Genomic DNA, 13,400 nt, shown 5'->3' with positions numbered 1-13,400 from the left:
TCCATCTCGGGGGTTCCTGCGCCGCAGCGTTACGGCTATAGTGAAGCAAACTTCGATATGATGAAACTAGCCGAGAGGGGCCTGAATGTCTACGCTCATCCGTGGAGGCACCGTTATTACGGCGTCCGGCGACACAGTCATCGACGGCGGCGCGGTAGTCATCCGCGATGGCCGCATCGCGGATGTGCTCCACCGATGGGATGCAGATCAGCCGTTTAACGGCGAAGTCATCGAGGCATCCGGGTGCGTGGTCATGCCAGGCCTGATTAATATCCACACCCACGGAGTGACCCCGGGCCCGCTGTTCCCGAGTGCGGCACCGGCGCTGCCTGCCGAGCGATGGATGGCGAATCTGGACAGGCACCTTCTGGCGGGAACCACCACAGTGCTCAGCCTCTGTGGTTTCGCATCCATGGACGATGTCCGCGAAGCAGACAAAAGGCACGCCGTACACGTCCGTGGTGCAACGACGCATTTACCGCATTGCTTGCGGGCCGCAGCTTTGGCGGATGGCCAGGGTCTCACAACCGAAGCGGGCGAACTCACCATTGAGCGGATGCTCGACGACGGCGCTGTCGCCATCGGTGAGTTGGGCGGCGGTCAAACGTTGGGCGGGGGAGGGCAGGACCTTGTTTATATCCCCGCGGCTATCCAAAAATCCTCCGGCATTCGAGTCACCATTGATCAAGCCCGCCGCATCAAGGAAGCAGTCCTGGGCAGGTTTATCGATACCCGCGCATTTGATCCGGCAGCCCTTGCTGCGGCGGCGCAGGACGCAGGCCTGGCGGACGCCTTCACAGCTACCCAGCTGGCGAAGCTCGTCAGGGACACCGTGATGCCGTCATTTGTCCCGGCCATTGAAGGAATCAGGGAGGGCGTCCGTGCAGCGTCGAAGTTTGGCGTGCCAGCCATCGTGCACAGCGCATCCGCGACCTCCAGCGTCTTAAGGGAACTGATGCCCGAGCTTGCTGGAACGGGAGCCACGGTCATTGCCGCGCACGCCAACCACCCGTCCCACACGCCAGCCGAGGCCTACGAACTGGCTGTCCTGGGCAGAAAAATGGGTTGGCCGGCTGAGGCTTCAGTGTTTGATCTCCTGCACCGCCGGCGAACGGTGACTACGCGCGAGCACTGGGACTTGCTGCTTCAGGAAACCGGCCTGATCTCAGTCATCGGGACCGACTATGGACACGACGGGGACCATGACGAGCTAATCTCTGCCGTCCAGGATATTGCGGCGCACGGACACCGATCCCTGGCGGGTGCCGTCGCCATGGCAACCTCTGCCGTGGCTGATCTGGTCCCGGGCATCGCACCCGGAAGCGGGCGGCTCGAGGCTGGGCGAGTCGGGGATGTAGTGGTCGCCAACGCCGAGGATTTCAGGGATGTACGTTTTGTTCTGGCAGACGGCGTCTGCGTGGTTCGCGATGGACGGCTCACCCCGGAGGCGCACCGATGAGTCAAGCATCCAACAAGGCGCTGCCGTTGAGCAGTCACCAACTGGCAATCGTCCGTGAGCTGGTTGGAGCTTCGATTGCCCAGCAGGACCTTCCCGCGCTGGAGAGTGCCTACCGCGACTTCCGGACTGGGATGGATTCCCTGAAGGCTGCCTTTGAACAGCAAATCCTTTTGGAAAAGGAGACCGACGCAAAACGGGAGGTGAATCCTTGACGGAAGCGTGGGAACTGGGCATCGCGGAAGCAGCTGTACTCATCCGGCGTCGCCACTTGTCCGCTGTTGAACTGCTCGACGCTGTTCTGGATCGTGCCCGGGCCACAGAGGAGTATGCCCAGGCCTGGGCGCATATCGACGAACGCGGCGCACGTGAAGCGGCCCGCATCGCCGATGACCTGGCCATCGGGGGCCAATTCGCAGGCAGCCTTCACGGGATCCCCATCGGAATGAAGGACGTCATCGACGTCCAGGGGATGCCGACGGAGGCCGGCTCCGAAAGCCTCCGTGGGAATATCGCGCCGGACGACGCCGGAGTGGTACGCCGGCTCCGTGAAAGCGGTGCCGTGATCCTCGGGAAGCTTCAAACACACGAGTTCGCCTTCGGACAAGGAACTCCACCGTCGCGAAACCCTTGGGGCCCTGACCGGTACGCAGGAGGCTCATCCGTTGGATCGGGCGTTGCCGTTGCTGTGGGCTCAATTCCCGGGGCGCTGGGCACTGATACCGGTGGCTCCGTCCGGAACCCGGCCGCCATCAACGGGCTGGTGGGGCTCAAGCCAAGCTACGGCGTCGCTTCTTCCACTGGCGTCCTTCACATAAGCCACACCATGGATCACGTGGGACCTATTGCCCGGAGCGTCGAAGACTGCGCGGCACTTCTGGACGGCATGGTGGAGCCACAGGGCATGGCGCTGCTTGGCGGGCCAGTCTCAGCCCAAATCCGTGACCCCCTTGTTCAGGTCAGGCTTGGGGTCGATCGCAGAATGTGGTCGGAATGGGGAGTTACCGCGGAAGTCACGGAGGCTGTGGAAGGAGCGCTGCGTGTATTCAGGGACCTTGGATTCGATGTCGTGGAACTTCCGATTCCCGAGCTTGACCTTGCCCTGCATGCCAGCGTCGCAATCTCCCTTTCCGAAGCTGCCCAGCATCATCGCGTCCGGCTGGGCAGCGCGGCGGAACGATACGTGCCCGCCACCCGCATCATGATCGAAACAGGTGCGCTGGCTTCCGATGAGGATCTTCACCTGGCGTGGCAGGTAAGGGAGCACCTCCGCTGGTTGTTGCCGCGCGCCATGGCACAGGCTGGAGTGCATGGACTCGTGTCACCTACGCTGCCGACGATCGCCCCCTTGGCTAAGACGATGTCCTCTGAACTGACTGGTTCCCCCGGAGAGGACTCCCTTTCGGCTGCCCTTCGCATGCTCTCAGCTGCGAATCTGACCGGCATGCCTGGGGTGAGTATTCCCTGTGGCTTCTCAAACGGGCAGCCCGTTGGTCTGCACATCATGGGACCGGAACACGCCGATGCCAGGGTCCTCGCGATCGCCCAAGCCTATGAGCGCGCCACGCAATGGAAGGGGTTCGTGCCGGTCCATATGCTGCCACAAACTGTTGGGTAGGCATCTGCGCGTCAGGGAGTGCTTGGCCGATGACACCCAAATTCCCCACGGACCCTGAAACGGGCTGAGGACGCCTGGATTCCCGGGACGTCAGCCCATGGGAGTGGCGCGCACGAATATGGGTGTCGCCAGCGAAAACGCTAACCCTCGAAATGGCGAACCACACTGGCGTATAACGGCAAAAACACGAGAACCCCTGGAAATCCTTTGATTTCCAGGGGTTCTCTACCGAGCTTCCTATCAGAATCGAACTGATGACCTTTTCATTACGAGTGAAACGCTCTACCGACTGAGCTAAGGAAGCACCGCGTCCATCACCGGTTTCCCGGGCGATCACGCAAGACATAACTGTAATAGAGGCACCGCGCCCGGGTCAAAACGAGGGCGGTGGAGGCCGTTGCGGGGATGTTCACTTGCACGTCGGGCCGGGTTCAGGCGGCCTTTTCCCGGCCACCGGAGGCTGGGAAATCAACGGTGGCGGTTATATCCAGCCACGCAAAACCAGCCGAAGGAGCCGCGCAATGACCGGGGACGCAATGACCAGGGATACCAGCCACACCCACACGCGGCTGCGGCTGGCTGTGGTGGACATGGTGGGAACCACCATTACCGACAATGGGCGCACGGAGCGGGCGTTGTCCCGGGCGTTGGCGGAGCATGGCGTAGAACCAGGCAGCACCCGCTTCGAGAGCATGCTCGGTTACGCACGTGACACCATGGGCTTCTCGAAAATGGCCGTCTTTGGGGACCTTTTTGGTGACCCTGGTGTAGCAGAGAGCGCGAACAAGGCCTTCGAGAGGGCTTATGACGAGTTGATTGAGGACGGTGGAATCCGCGCTATTCCCGGTGCGGAGGATGCCATTGTCTGGATGCGGGAGTCCGGCATGCAGGTGTGCCTTGCCACAGGCTTTGGCCGTCACACGCAGAACATGGTCCTGGAATCACTGGGCTGGATGGGTTTGGCGGACCTCAGTTTGTGTCCGGCAGATGCCGGACGGGGCCGCCCCTTCCCTGACATGATCCTGACGGCGTTGCTGGCTTTGGACCTGGACGATGTTCGTGAGGTGGCCGTCATCGGAGACACCAGCTCAGACATGCTCTCGGGCGTTCGCTCAGGTGCTTCGCTGATTGCCGGAGTCCTCACAGGCTTCCACTCTGAGGCGACGCTGCGCGCAGCGGGCGCCACCGTCGTCGTGGACTCCATCAAGCAGCTCCCGCTCCTGCTGGAGAAGCGGGAGGCCAGGCGCGTCTAGCCCCTTAGGTCACGGTAGGCCTAGCACTGGAGCCCGTCCCGCGGCAGCTTTCCGTCAACGAAGTAATCGTCGACGGCGGTGCTGACGCATGAGTTCGAGCGACCGTAGGCTGTGTGCCCTTCGCCTTCCCACGTGACCAGAGATGCATTTTCAAGCTGTTTACGTAGCGACTGCGCCCACTCCAGGGGGGTGGCCGGGTCTCCCGTGGTGCCGATAACGACGATGGGGGCGGAGCCGGTGTAGTCCACGGGAGCAGGCGTGCGGGTGTTCTTGTAGGGCCAGTCCTTGCAGGTGACCCCGCCGTAGGCAAAGAATGCGCCGAAGGTCGGAGATTCCTGCTTGAGGCGGGTTTCCTCCGCCCTCATGCCAGCGGTATCAGTGACCATTGGGTAGTCGAGGCAGTTGATGGCCTGGAACGCGAATGCCGAGTTTGAACTGTACGTACCATTGGCTTCGCGGTCGGCCCCGAGATCGGCGATGCGCATCATCTGGGATACGTCGCCGGAGAACGCGCTGTCCAGGGCCTGGGTCAATGCCGGCCAGCTTTGGTTGTCATAGAGCGGGAGGAAGAGCCCGTTGACAAACTCGGTCCCAGTCACCAGCCTTCCGTCCTTGGCTGTTTGCGGGTTCTGGTCCACTGCGTTGATGAGATCCCTGATTTCCTGGATTCCATTATCAACGGAGCCGCTGAGGGGGCATTCCTTTTGACGAAGGCAGTCGTCCACGTAGGTGCGGAGGGCCTTTTCAAAGGCTCTTGCCTGCCCCGCAGTCAGTTCCTCGTTGCTGATGGACGGGTCCACGGCACCGTCAAGGACGAGGTGCCCGACGTTCTCCGGGAACAGCGAGGCGTAGGTGGAACCCAGGAAAGTACCGTAGGAATAGCCCAGGTAATTGAGCTTGGCATCGTTGACGACGGCGCGCAGGACGTCCAGGTCCTTGGCAGCACTGACGGTATCAATGTGTTCCAGCACTGGGCCGGTCTTCTCGACGCACTTCTCAGCCAAGGACTTGTTGAAGGCCAGTGCCGCCGCCAGGCCCTGGTCCGTTTCCTTCCTGAATACTTTCTCGCGCGCGGCGTCCCGTTCGGCATCCGACATGCAGGTGACGGGAGCGGACCGCTTGACGCCCCGGGGGTCGAAGCCCACCACGTCGAAGTTGGCCCGGAGCTTCTCGGTGAAGTGCGTGTTTCCCGCATCCTTGACGAAGTCGACACCGGAGCCGCCCGGACCTCCCGGATTGACCAGGATGGAACCCTTCTTGGTGCCCGTGCTGGGCAATTTGATGGCGGACAGCGTGATTTCGGCGGAGTCCGGATTGCCGTAGTCCAAGGGAACCTTCACTTCAGCGCACTGGAACCCATCCTCACATGAGCTCCATTTCACGGACTGCGAATAATACTTTTCGAGTCCCTTAGGCGCCGAGGCCGCAATGGACGGGTCAACAGTGCTGGTGCTCGGCTTCGCAGTAGGTGTTGGCAGGAAAGGCAACGAGCAGGCACTGAGCACCAGCAAAGAGGCAAGGGCCAAGCAGAGGGCCGCGAAACCCCGCAGCCTGGCGCCCCCGCCCGCAGCAGGCTGGACAGACCGGTCCCTTGAACGGGCACCGGCGGGCCGGCGAAGTGCGGACTTCATGCATTCTCCTATTGCTGGATGAGGCTCGTCGCCATGGACTCGACCGCCAACAGCGGCGCAACATTGGTGGTGGTAATGCGGACACGGGCCTTGTTGATCGCGTCCATCCGGGCGAGGGTGGCTTCCGGGGTTGAGCGGGCGGCGTATTCTTCAAGATCGCTCTTGAGCTCAACGTTGACCAGCTCCACTGCGTTCCCCAATTGGATGATCAGGACGTCCCGGTAGAAGGACAACAGATCGGTCAGCGTGCGGTCCAGGGAGTCCGTGATAGAGCGCTTGGCACGGCGTTTTTGGTCGTCCTCAAGCTGCCTCACCTGACTCCGCATTGAGGGTGGCAGCGTGCCCGACTCTGGTGCGCCGAGGCTTGCCAGGAGCGCAATTTTCTCGGCCGCGTCGCGTTCATCATTGGAGCTGTTGGCTTCATCGGTGGCGATCTTGACGAGTTTCTCCGCCATCATCACCGCTGCCGTAACCCCACGGAGCCCCAGGGGGATGCGAACCGTTTCGAGACGGCGTTCGCGGGCGTCCGAGTCCCGGGCGAGGCGGCGGGCAATCCCGATGTGGCTTTGCGCGGCACGGGCAGCCCGGTCCGCGAGTTCAGGATCTATGCCGTCGCGCCTTACCAGCAATGCCGCGACGTCGGACGCTGGCGGAAGTCGCAGGCTGACGGGACGGCACCGCGAACGGATCGTAACCAGTACGTCTGCCGGCGATGGGGCGCACAGCATCCAGATGGTACGCGGAGTTGGTTCCTCGATGGCCTTCAACAGAACGTTGGTGGTTCGTTCCGCCATACGGTCCGCGTCCTCAACGATGATGATCCGCCATCGGCCCGTGGCGGGCCGGTCACCGGCCTTTGAGACAAGTTCGCGGGCTTCGTCAATGGTGATGGTGACTTTTTCGGTTCGCACGAACGTGACATCCGAATGGGTCTCGCCCAGGATCGTGTGGCACGCGGCGCACTCGCCGCAGCCACGCAAAGTGACGTCGTCCTGCTCGCAGTTCAGCGCGGCAGCGAAGGCCTTGGCAGCATTGGAACGGCCCGATCCCGGAGGGCCCGTGAACAGCCAGGCATGGGTGAGGCCGGTTTCGCCCTGCGCTGCCTGCTTGAGCTGGGCAACGACCGGCGCCTGGCCTTGGAGGTCGTCCCAAACGCTCACAGGTGGTTCCCGGAAACACGCTCGCCCAGCCCGCGCTCAGCCAGCAAGGATTCCACCCGTTCGAGGATCTGCGCGGCCAGCGTCGAAATGTCTGATTTGGCAGGTAACACCAGATAATCCGAGGGAGCAGCAGCGGCGAGATCAAGGAAGGCGTGGCGGATGGTGGAATGGAACGCGTCAGGCTCCGATTCCAAACGGTCCTCAGCAGCCGCACCGGCGGTGCGGCGTTCGCGGCCGTCGGAGGGCTCGACGTCGAGCAGTACAGTCAGGTCCGGATGCAGGCCTTCCGTGGCCCATTCGTTGAGGGACAAAACACCCTCTGCCCCGAGCCCGCGGCCAACACCTTGATAGGCAACGGACGAGTCAATGTAGCGGTCCGTGATGACCACACGACCGGCTGCAAGCGCCGGACGGATCACCTGGCTGGCGTGCGCTGCCCGGGCCGCCGCGAACATCAGGGCCTCTGTGCGGGCATCGATGGTGCCGTGGCCATGGTCCAGCACAAGGGAGCGCAGCTTTTCTCCGATGGGCGTGCCGCCGGGTTCGCGCGTGCGCACCACGGACAGGCCCCGCGATTCGAGGGCATCGCAGAGCCGGGCAGCCTGGGTGGACTTGCCCGCTCCATCTCCGCCCTCGAAAGCAATAAAAAGGCCGGGGCTCTGAATACTCACCTGTCTAGCCTACCGATCAGGGGCAAACCGTAACGGCTTTCATCCACAGGCTCGCCCACGACTACCCTGAAACCATGAGCCTTTCCGATCAGCGCGCAGCCGATTTGTCCCCGGAAACCGTTGTGGTGGCTGCGGGCCGCCCCGAGCGCAAACACGATGAACCGGTGAATCCGCCCATCGTCCTGTCCTCCACATACTTTGGAACCGGTTCTCTTGGCGACGGCGATCGCGGCTATGGCCGCTACGCCAACCCCACCTGGGACCCGTTCGAGGACGCCCTGGGCAAGCTGGAAGGCGCAAAGCTGCCCGGCTTGCTCTACGCATCCGGGCTCGCTGCAGTCAGCTCGGCTCTCTCCTTGGTACCAGCCGATGGAGTTGTAGTCATGCCATCGCACAGCTACTCAGGTTCCTTGGTGATGGCGACTGAACTCGCGGAGAAGGGCTTCCTGGAGCTCCGTCTCGTGGACATTGCGGACACGGACGCCGTGAAGGCGTTGATCAGCCCGGAAGAGGGCAAAGCCGCGGACCTGCTCTGGCTGGAAAGCCCCACCAACCCCATGCTTGGCATTGCCGACGTCCGGGCGCTCACCGACGCCGCCCACGCTGTGGGCGCGATCGTGGTCACGGACAACACTTTCTCCACGCCCTTGGTGCAGCAGCCGCTGAGCCTGGGCTCCGACGTCGTGCTTCACTCGGTGACCAAATACCTGGCCGGCCATTCCGACATCGTCCTGGGCGCCTTGGTGACCTCCAACCCGGAACTGCGGGCCACGCTCCTGCACCACCGCATCATCCACGGCGGCATCGCCGGACCGTTCGAAGCGTGGCTGGCGCTGCGCGGACTGCGCACCCTCGCGCTGCGGATCGAGCGTTCGCAGGCCTCCGCGGCCGTGCTCGCCGAGCGCCTCAGCACCCATCCGAGGGTGGAGTCCATCCGTTATCCGGGCCTCCCCACCGATCCGGGGCATGAGCGTGCCAAGGACCAGATGAAGGGTTTCGGTTCCATCCTGTGCATCCAGATCGCCGGTGACGAGTCCCGCAGCGGCGCTGACGCTGCCGACGAACTGGTCCGCGCGCTCCAGCTCTGGCTCCCGGCGACATCTTTGGGCGGGGTTGAGTCGCTGATCGAACGTCGACGCCGGCACACGGCTGAGCCGGTCAGTGTCCCCGAGAACCTGGTCCGTTTAAGCGTGGGAATCGAGAACGTGGAAGACCTCTGGTCCGACCTCGAGCAAGCACTGAAGTCGCTGGACAGTTAGGCTAAGGGGCGTGGACGGAAAATTCTTGATCGCGATTGTCACCAACGCGGTCTACTTCATCCTTGGCTTGGTGGCCGTTGTCCTTGAGCTGTGGGCGTTTGTGGATTGTTTGCGCCACCGGCCGACGCTCTTCGTGGCCGCCTCCAAGCGCACCAAGACGTTCTGGTTGGCCCTCACCGGCGTTGCTTTTGCCATCGGCGCGTTGACCCTCTTGAGCGGTGGAAGCGGTCTCGGCCTGTTCGGCATTGCCGCAGTAACCGCATCCTGCGTCTACCTTGCTGACGTCCGTCCAGCAGTCCGCGAAGCAGGCAGCGGCGGCAACCGCAACGTCGGTCCCTACGGACCCTGGTAAACAACGCTACTTCGGCGCAACCGCGTCCCACGCCACCGTAACTTCACCCAGACGCCACCGCGACGGGCCATCCTGAAGCGGCCACCCGGCGTCGCGTAGTAAGCGGCACATTCCCGTCCAGCGCTGCCGGTTGCCGAACGATGCCAGTGGCGCGACCTCCAGCCATGCCTTGTCCATGGCCCGCAGGAACGTATGGATGGGTTCGCCCGGCACGTTCCGGTGAATAAGGGCTTTAGGCAGCCGCTCGGCCATTTCCGACGGCAGCTCAAAACTGCCGAACCGCACCGAGAAACCAAGGCTCAAGGGGCGGTCACGGTCCAAGGCCACCCACGTGACACACCGGCCGATCTCGTCGCAGGTGCCATCGATGAACAGGCCGCCCGGAGCCAGACGGGACTGGACCATCCTCCATATCCCGGCCACGTCCGCCTCCTCATACTGACGGAGCACATTGAAGGCCCGCACAAGTATGGGGTCGCCGGGAACCGGCACTTCGAAACCACCCACGTGGAAGCTGAGCCCGGGGCGTTCCAGCGCCTTCGCAGTCCGCACCCGCTCAGGCTCAATTTCGATCCCGCAGACGCGAACATCCGAACGGACAGCCTGCAGCCGTTCAAACAGTTCGACGGCGGTGGCCGGCGAGGCGCCATAGCCCAGGTCCACAACCAAGGGGTCGACGGCGGCGCGGAGCCGCCACGCCTGCGGACCGGCGAGCCACCGATCCAAGCGGCGCATACGGTTCGGATTGGTGGTGCCGCGGGTGACGTTGCCAACAGGCTTCCCACTTCGACTTCGGGAAGTACTGACCCGTTCCGCTTTTTGCACCACGAACCCACTTTATCCTGCAACGCGGGGTCACTTACGGCCCATGCGGAGCGGCTTTATGGGCCGTAAATGACCCCGCGTTGAGAAACGTAACGCCCGGCAAGGCACAGGACCCCTCGGCTAGGATGAAAACCATGACTTACAAGCTGATTCTGCTGCGCCACGGCCACAGCGACTGGAACGCCAAGAACCTGTTCACCGGTTGGGTGGACGTAGACCTGAACGACCAAGGCCGCGCCGAAGCAGTGCGCGGTGGGGAACTCCTGGTTGAGAACGATATCCTCCCGGACATCCTGTACACCTCGCTCTTGAAGCGGGCCATCAACACCGCCAACATTGCCCTGGACAAGGCCGACCGCGGCTGGATCCCGGTCAAGCGCGATTGGCGCCTCAACGAGCGCCACTACGGCGCGCTGCAGGGCAAGGACAAGGCCCAGACCCTCGCCGAGTTCGGCGAAGAGCAGTTCATGGAATGGCGCCGCAGCTACGACACCCCGCCGCCGCCCCTGTCGGACGACAGCGAATTCTCGCAGGCACACGACGTCCGCTACAAGGACCTCGGTGACGCCCTCCCGCGGACCGAATGCCTCAAGGACGTCCTGGTCCGCCTCCTCCCGTACTGGGAATCGGACATCAAGGAAGACCTCAAGGCCGGTAAGACCGTACTGGTTACCGCGCACGGCAACTCCCTGCGCGCGCTGGTCAAGCACCTGGACGGCATCAGCGATGAGGCCATCGCAGGACTGAACATTCCCACGGGCATCCCGCTGGTCTATGAACTGGACGAGGACTTCCAGCCCATCAACCCGGGTGGCACGTACCTGGACCCCGAGGCGGCAGCAGATGCGATCCTGGCTGTAGCGAACCAGGGTAAGAAGTAGGCTCTACGCTACTGCCGCGGCGGCTGCCCGGTCGTTCCTCCCTTGGACGCAGCCTGCCCGCGGCCCCAGCTACGTAGTTTGTTAACGACGGCGGCCGGTCACCCCAGGTGACCGGCCGCCGTTGCTGTTATGCAGGGAGTCGCTGTTTATGCAGGGACGGGCTTAGAAGCCCTCAGGCTGCCATTCGCCCGTGACGAGGTACGTAACCTTGCGGGCAACGGAAACGCCGTGGTCCGCGAAGCGCTCGAAGTAGCGGCTGGCCAGGGCCACATCCACCGTCGTGGAAGCAGTTTCGTTCCAACCAGGGGAAGCAATCGCCTTGAAGACGCTCAGGTGGAGGTCGTCCACGGCAATGTTGATCTTGAGGATGTCACGGGCCACCTCAAGGTTGCGGGTCTCGAGGAGTTCGGTGACCTTGGCCGTGATGTCGATGTCGTGCTGGGCCATCGCCTTGAAGGTCTGGGTCAGAGACGTCGGGATGACGGTAGAGGGGTAGCGCAGGCGGGCGAGTTGCGCCACGTGGCGGGCGAGGTCGCCCATGCGCTCCAGCGACGCACTCATACGGAGCGAACCAACAATCATGCGCAGGTCGCTGGCGACGGGACCTTGCAGGGCGAGGATGTCGATGGCACGTTCGTCGAGGCTGTTCTGCAGGAAGTCGATGCGCGCGTCTGCCGCGATGACGTCCTGGGCAAGATCGACGTCGGCGCCTTCGAAGGCCGTGGTGGCCTTCGTGATTGCTTCGTGAACCAGTTTGGAAATCTCGACGAGGTCGTCACCGACCTGGGTGAGCTCCTCCTGAAAAACCTTGCGCACTAAGGCGTCCTTTCCTTGGAAATCCTGTCCCATGGTGGGGTACGGATTTCAAAAACCATTGGCAGTCCAACCACTAACTGTGTCAGGAGCCAGTGAACGGTTGCGCACCTTTAGATGAACGTTAGTTGAACCGCCCCCGTTTGGCACCGGATCAACACTTTGGCGTGATTCCAGAGCATAAGCTGGACATGTGGATCCGTTGCTTATAGGTGTCGTTGCAGGCCTGGTTGGCCTGTCGCTGGGCGTCTTTGGCATGCTCGCTTTCAGGATCAGCGAGCGGCAACGCAGGATCGTGGACCTCGATGTTACCGAACCCCTGCTTCCGGAAGGTGCAGCGGAAGTGCTTGCCGTCGTCGGGCGCGCGTTTGTGGTGGTCGATGCGATCGATGGCGTGGTCCGCGCGAGTCCGGCAGCGTACGCTTACGGCCTGGTTCGCGGCCACACGGTGGTTCATAAGCAGCTCCTGGACATGACCGCAAAGGTCCGCCGCGACGGCGTGATTCTGGAGCAACAATACGAACTTCCCCGGGGGCCCCTCGGCAAGGGCACCATCGTGGTCCAGGTGCGGGCAGCCATGCTCGGGTGGGAGTACATCCTGCTGCTCGCCGACGACCGAACCGAGATCACCCGCACCGAGGAGATCCGCAACGACTTCGTGGCCAACGTTTCCCACGAACTCAAGACGCCGGTGGGCGCTATTTCGCTCCTGGCCGAGGCATTGGAAGCCTCGCCTGACGACGAAGAAGCCGTGCGCCGCTTCGCCAAACGCATGCATAAGGAATCCGGACGCCTCGCGGCGCTGGTCCAGGACATCATTGAGCTTTCCCGGCTCCAGGGCGCAAATGTTGCCCAGCAAGGCCACACGGTGGACATCAACACTGTGATTACCGAGGCAGTGGACCGCTCGCAGCTCCCGGCCGAGAGTAAGAACATCCAGATTGTTGTAGGTGGCCATTCAGACTCCCTGGTGTTCGGTGACAGGGACCTGCTGGTCACCGCCCTGCGCAACCTGATCGACAACGCCATCCGCTACTCGCCGGAGAACACCCGCGTAGGCGTCGGAGTCCGGACGCGGGAGGGCGTCGTTGCTATTTCAGTCACGGACCAGGGCGAGGGCTTGACCCCCGAGGACCAGGAACGGGTCTTCGAACGCTTCTACCGGGTGGACGCTGCCCGCTCCCGGCATACCGGTGGCACCGGCCTGGGCCTCAGCATCGTCAAGCACGTTGTGTCCAACCATGGTGGCGAAGTCACAGTGTGGTCCCAGCCTGGTCAAGGTTCAACGTTCACCATCCGGTTGCCCGAGATGGAAGGCCAGAACGACGACGCCGGCCTCCCGGCGTCCGCTGCCACCGCGGCTCCGTCTCCTGAACTTCCGGCGGCGGGTGCCGCCGTCGCACCCCACCACACGACTCAGCAACCGCATCACGCGAATTAACCCGCACCATGCGAATTAACCGCATCACGCGAATCGACCC

13 protein-coding genes and 1 tRNA gene are annotated in these 13,400 nt (G+C 63.0%); 8 read left to right on the top strand and 6 right to left on the bottom strand.

Features of this window, described 5'->3' with window-relative positions:
* Window positions 1-85 precede the first annotated feature (85 nt).
* From AC6I97_RS20105 to AC6I97_RS20095, 3 genes are read left to right on the top strand one after another with little or no spacing between them, the layout of a single operon-like run.
* Window positions 86-1,459, top strand: coding sequence for an amidohydrolase family protein (locus tag AC6I97_RS20105; RefSeq protein WP_497946379.1), 1,374 nt, complete (start codon window positions 86-88; stop codon window positions 1,457-1,459).
* Window positions 1,456-1,671, top strand: coding sequence for a hypothetical protein (locus tag AC6I97_RS20100; RefSeq protein WP_497946376.1), 216 nt, complete (start codon window positions 1,456-1,458; stop codon window positions 1,669-1,671). The genes AC6I97_RS20105 and AC6I97_RS20100 overlap by 4 nt, the downstream gene beginning before the upstream one ends.
* Window positions 1,668-3,074 carry an amidase gene (locus AC6I97_RS20095; RefSeq protein WP_497946372.1) on the top strand — a complete coding sequence of 469 codons (1,407 nt, stop codon included), beginning with the start codon at window positions 1,668-1,670 and terminating at the stop codon, window positions 3,072-3,074. The genes AC6I97_RS20100 and AC6I97_RS20095 overlap by 4 nt, the downstream gene beginning before the upstream one ends.
* Window positions 3,075-3,305: 231 nt before the next feature.
* Here AC6I97_RS20095 and AC6I97_RS20090 read toward each other — a convergent pair.
* Window positions 3,306-3,378: transfer RNA gene (locus tag AC6I97_RS20090), tRNA-Thr, on the bottom strand.
* Between the two features lie 217 nt (window positions 3,379-3,595).
* Here AC6I97_RS20090 and AC6I97_RS20085 point away from each other — a divergent pair.
* Window positions 3,596-4,327, top strand: coding sequence for an HAD family hydrolase (locus AC6I97_RS20085; protein ID WP_497946369.1), 732 nt, complete (start codon window positions 3,596-3,598; stop codon window positions 4,325-4,327).
* Window positions 4,328-4,347: 20 nt separating this feature from the next.
* On the opposite strand, the gene AC6I97_RS20080 is transcribed toward AC6I97_RS20085, so the two are convergent.
* From AC6I97_RS20080 to tmk, 3 genes are read right to left on the bottom strand one after another with little or no spacing between them, the layout of a single operon-like run.
* Window positions 4,348-5,958, bottom strand: coding sequence for an alpha/beta hydrolase (locus AC6I97_RS20080; RefSeq protein ID WP_497946366.1), 1,611 nt, complete (start codon window positions 5,956-5,958; stop codon window positions 4,348-4,350).
* 8 nt (window positions 5,959-5,966) lie between these two features.
* Window positions 5,967-7,118, bottom strand: coding sequence for a DNA polymerase III subunit delta' (locus AC6I97_RS20075; protein ID WP_497946362.1), 1,152 nt, complete (start codon window positions 7,116-7,118; stop codon window positions 5,967-5,969).
* Entirely contained in the window at window positions 7,115-7,789 is a 675-nt protein-coding gene (gene tmk, locus AC6I97_RS20070) for a dTMP kinase (RefSeq protein ID WP_224094469.1), read from the bottom strand. Before tmk ends, AC6I97_RS20075 begins: the two co-directional genes overlap by 4 nt.
* A gap of 74 nt (window positions 7,790-7,863) precedes the next feature.
* Between tmk and AC6I97_RS20065 the strand changes: the two genes are divergently transcribed.
* Window positions 7,864-9,048, top strand: a complete 1,185-nt coding sequence (locus tag AC6I97_RS20065) for a trans-sulfuration enzyme family protein (RefSeq protein WP_497946359.1) — start codon at window positions 7,864-7,866, stop codon at window positions 9,046-9,048.
* A 10-nt stretch (window positions 9,049-9,058) separates the two neighbouring features.
* Complete coding sequence (locus AC6I97_RS20060; RefSeq protein WP_216921243.1) at window positions 9,059-9,400, top strand: DUF2516 family protein; 342 nt, start codon at window positions 9,059-9,061, stop codon at window positions 9,398-9,400.
* Window positions 9,401-9,406: 6 nt separating this feature from the next.
* Here AC6I97_RS20060 and AC6I97_RS20055 read toward each other — a convergent pair whose 3' ends face one another.
* Window positions 9,407-10,228, bottom strand: a complete 822-nt coding sequence (locus AC6I97_RS20055; protein ID WP_497946353.1) for a class I SAM-dependent methyltransferase — start codon at window positions 10,226-10,228, stop codon at window positions 9,407-9,409.
* A 131-nt stretch (window positions 10,229-10,359) separates the two neighbouring features.
* Between AC6I97_RS20055 and AC6I97_RS20050 the strand changes: the two genes are divergently transcribed.
* Window positions 10,360-11,106 carry a phosphoglyceromutase gene (locus AC6I97_RS20050; protein WP_224094473.1) on the top strand — a complete coding sequence of 249 codons (747 nt, stop codon included), beginning with the start codon at window positions 10,360-10,362 and terminating at the stop codon, window positions 11,104-11,106.
* A 162-nt stretch (window positions 11,107-11,268) separates the two neighbouring features.
* On the opposite strand, the gene phoU is transcribed toward AC6I97_RS20050, so the two are convergent.
* The gene (phoU, locus tag AC6I97_RS20045) at window positions 11,269-11,922 is read right to left on the bottom strand and encodes a phosphate signaling complex protein PhoU (protein WP_224094474.1); all 654 of its coding nucleotides are present in this window, start codon (window positions 11,920-11,922) and stop codon (window positions 11,269-11,271) included.
* Between the two features lie 199 nt (window positions 11,923-12,121).
* Here phoU and AC6I97_RS20040 point away from each other — a divergent pair, with 199 nt between their 5' ends.
* On the top strand, window positions 12,122-13,360 hold the full coding sequence (locus AC6I97_RS20040) for a sensor histidine kinase (RefSeq protein WP_497947226.1): 1,239 nt from the start codon (window positions 12,122-12,124) through the stop codon (window positions 13,358-13,360).
* Window positions 13,361-13,400: the final 40 nt, after the last annotated feature.

Source organism: Arthrobacter sp. TmtSoilC48, from assembly GCF_059739425.1.
Note: the sequence above shows the minus strand (reverse complement) of the source record. Positions and strands in the feature narration are given on the sequence as shown.

What these genes read in the sequence shown, in the direction of transcription:
- AC6I97_RS20105 (WP_497946379.1), top strand. Translation starts at nt 86, where the DNA reads ATGTCTACGCTCATCCGTGGAGGCACCGTTATTACGGCGTCCGGCGAC.
- AC6I97_RS20100 (WP_497946376.1), top strand. Translation starts at nt 1,456, where the DNA reads ATGAGTCAAGCATCCAACAAGGCGCTGCCGTTGAGCAGTCACCAACTG.
- AC6I97_RS20085 (WP_497946369.1), top strand. Translation starts at nt 3,596, where the DNA reads ATGACCGGGGACGCAATGACCAGGGATACCAGCCACACCCACACGCGG.
- AC6I97_RS20080 (WP_497946366.1), bottom strand. Translation starts at nt 5,958, where the DNA reads ATGAAGTCCGCACTTCGCCGGCCCGCCGGTGCCCGTTCAAGGGACCGG.
- AC6I97_RS20065 (WP_497946359.1), top strand. Translation starts at nt 7,864, where the DNA reads ATGAGCCTTTCCGATCAGCGCGCAGCCGATTTGTCCCCGGAAACCGTT.
- AC6I97_RS20050 (WP_224094473.1), top strand. Translation starts at nt 10,360, where the DNA reads ATGACTTACAAGCTGATTCTGCTGCGCCACGGCCACAGCGACTGGAAC.